The following is a 2,366-nucleotide window of genomic DNA, read 5'->3' on the forward strand; positions in this document are numbered from 1 at the left end:
CCTACAAATAGTCAGAGCCCGTTAATGGGTGATGGCGTGCCTTTTGTAGAATGAACCGGCGAGTTACGATCCCGTGCAAGGTTAAGCTGAAGAGGCGGAGCCGCAGCGAAAGCGAGTCTGAATAGGGCGTTTAGTACGTGGTCGTAGACCCGAAACCAGGTGATCTACCCATGTCCAGGGTGAAGTTCAGGTAACACTGAATGGAGGCCCGAACCCACGCACGTTGAAAAGTGCGGGGATGAGGTGTGGGTAGCGGAGAAATTCCAATCGAACCTGGAGATAGCTGGTTCTCCCCGAAATAGCTTTAGGGCTAGCCTTAAGTGTAAGAGTCTTGGAGGTAGAGCACTGATTGAACTAGGGGTCCTCATCGGATTACCGAATTCAGTCAAACTCCGAATGCCAATGACTTATCCTTAGGAGTCAGACTGCGAGTGATAAGATCCGTAGTCAAGAGGGAAACAGCCCAGATCGCCAGCTAAGGTCCCAAAGTGTGTATTAAGTGGAAAAGGATGTGGAGTTGCTTAGACAACTAGGATGTTGGCTCAGAAGCAGCCACCATTTAAAGAGTGCGTAATAGCTCACTAGTCGAGTGACTCTGCGCCGAAAATGTACCGGGGCTAAATACACCACCGAAGCTGCGAATTGATACCAATGGTATCAGTGGTAGGGGAGCGTTCTAAGTGCAGTGAAGTCAGACCGGAAGGACTGGTGGAGCGCTTAGAAGTGAGAATGCCGGTATGAGTAGCGAAAGACGGGTGAGAATCCCGTCCACCGAATGCCTAAGGTTTCCTGAGGAAGGCTCGTCCGCTCAGGGTTAGTCAGGACCTAAGCCGAGGCCGACAGGCGTAGGCGATGGACAACAGGTTGATATTCCTGTACCACCTCTTTATCGTTTGAGCAATGGAGGGACGCAGAAGGATAGAAGAAGCGTGCGATTGGTTGTGCACGTCCAAGCAGTTAGGCTGATAAGTAGGCAAATCCGCTTATCGTGAAGGCTGAGCTGTGATGGGGAAGCTCCTTATGGAGCGAAGTCTTTGATTCCCCGCTGCCAAGAAAAGCTTCTAGCGAGATAAAAGGTGCCTGTACCGCAAACCGACACAGGTAGGCGAGGAGAGAATCCTAAGGTGTGCGAGAGAACTCTGGTTAAGGAACTCGGCAAAATGACCCCGTAACTTCGGGAGAAGGGGTGCTTTCTTAACGGAAAGCCGCAGTGAATAGGCCCAAGCGACTGTTTAGCAAAAACACAGGTCTCTGCGAAGCCGTAAGGCGAAGTATAGGGGCTGACACCTGCCCGGTGCTGGAAGGTTAAGGAGAGGGGTTAGCGTAAGCGAAGCTCTGAACTGAAGCCCCAGTAAACGGCGGCCGTAACTATAACGGTCCTAAGGTAGCGAAATTCCTTGTCGGGTAAGTTCCGACCCGCACGAAAGGTGTAACGATTTGGGCACTGTCTCAACCAGAGACTCGGTGAAATTATAGTACCTGTGAAGATGCAGGTTACCCGCGACAGGACGGAAAGACCCCGTGGAGCTTTACTGTAGCCTGATATTGAATTTTGGTACAGTTTGTACAGGATAGGCGGGAGCCATTGAAACCGGAGCGCTAGCTTCGGTGGAGGCGCTGGTGGGATACCGCCCTGACTGTATTGAAATTCTAACCTACGGGTCTCATCGACCCGGGAGACAGTGTCAGGTGGGCAGTTTGACTGGGGCGGTCGCCTCCTAAAGTGTAACGGAGGCGCCCAAAGGTTCCCTCAGAATGGTTGGAAATCATTCGTAGAGTGCAAAGGCATAAGGGAGCTTGACTGCGAGACCTACAAGTCGAGCAGGGACGAAAGTCGGGCTTAGTGATCCGGTGGTTCCGCATGGAAGGGCCATCGCTCAACGGATAAAAGCTACCCCGGGGATAACAGGCTTATCTCCCCCAAGAGTCCACATCGACGGGGAGGTTTGGCACCTCGATGTCGGCTCATCGCATCCTGGGGCTGTAGTCGGTCCCAAGGGTTGGGCTGTTCGCCCATTAAAGCGGTACGCGAGCTGGGTTCAGAACGTCGTGAGACAGTTCGGTCCCTATCCGTCGTGGGCGCAGGAAATTTGAGAGGAGCTGTCCTTAGTACGAGAGGACCGGGATGGACGCACCGCTGGTGTACCAGTTGTTCTGCCAAGGGCATAGCTGGGTAGCTATGTGCGGAAGGGATAAGTGCTGAAAGCATCTAAGCATGAAGCCCCCCTCAAGATGAGATTTCCCATAGCGTAAGCTAGTAAGATCCCTGAAAGATGATCAGGTTGATAGGTTCGAGGTGGAAGCATGGTGACATGTGGAGCTGACGAATACTAATAGATCGAGGACTTAACCATATAATATGAAGC

Annotated in this window: 1 rRNA gene; it reads left to right on the forward strand. The window is 52.3% G+C overall.

The features are described 5' to 3' along the window. A 23S ribosomal RNA gene (locus AC0IXC_RS29035) occupies positions 1 to 2,354 on the forward strand; the annotation flags it as partial. Between the last annotated feature and the right edge of the window lie 12 nt (positions 2,355 to 2,366).

It is taken from the genome of Bacillus sp. AC266 (genome assembly GCF_979253805.1).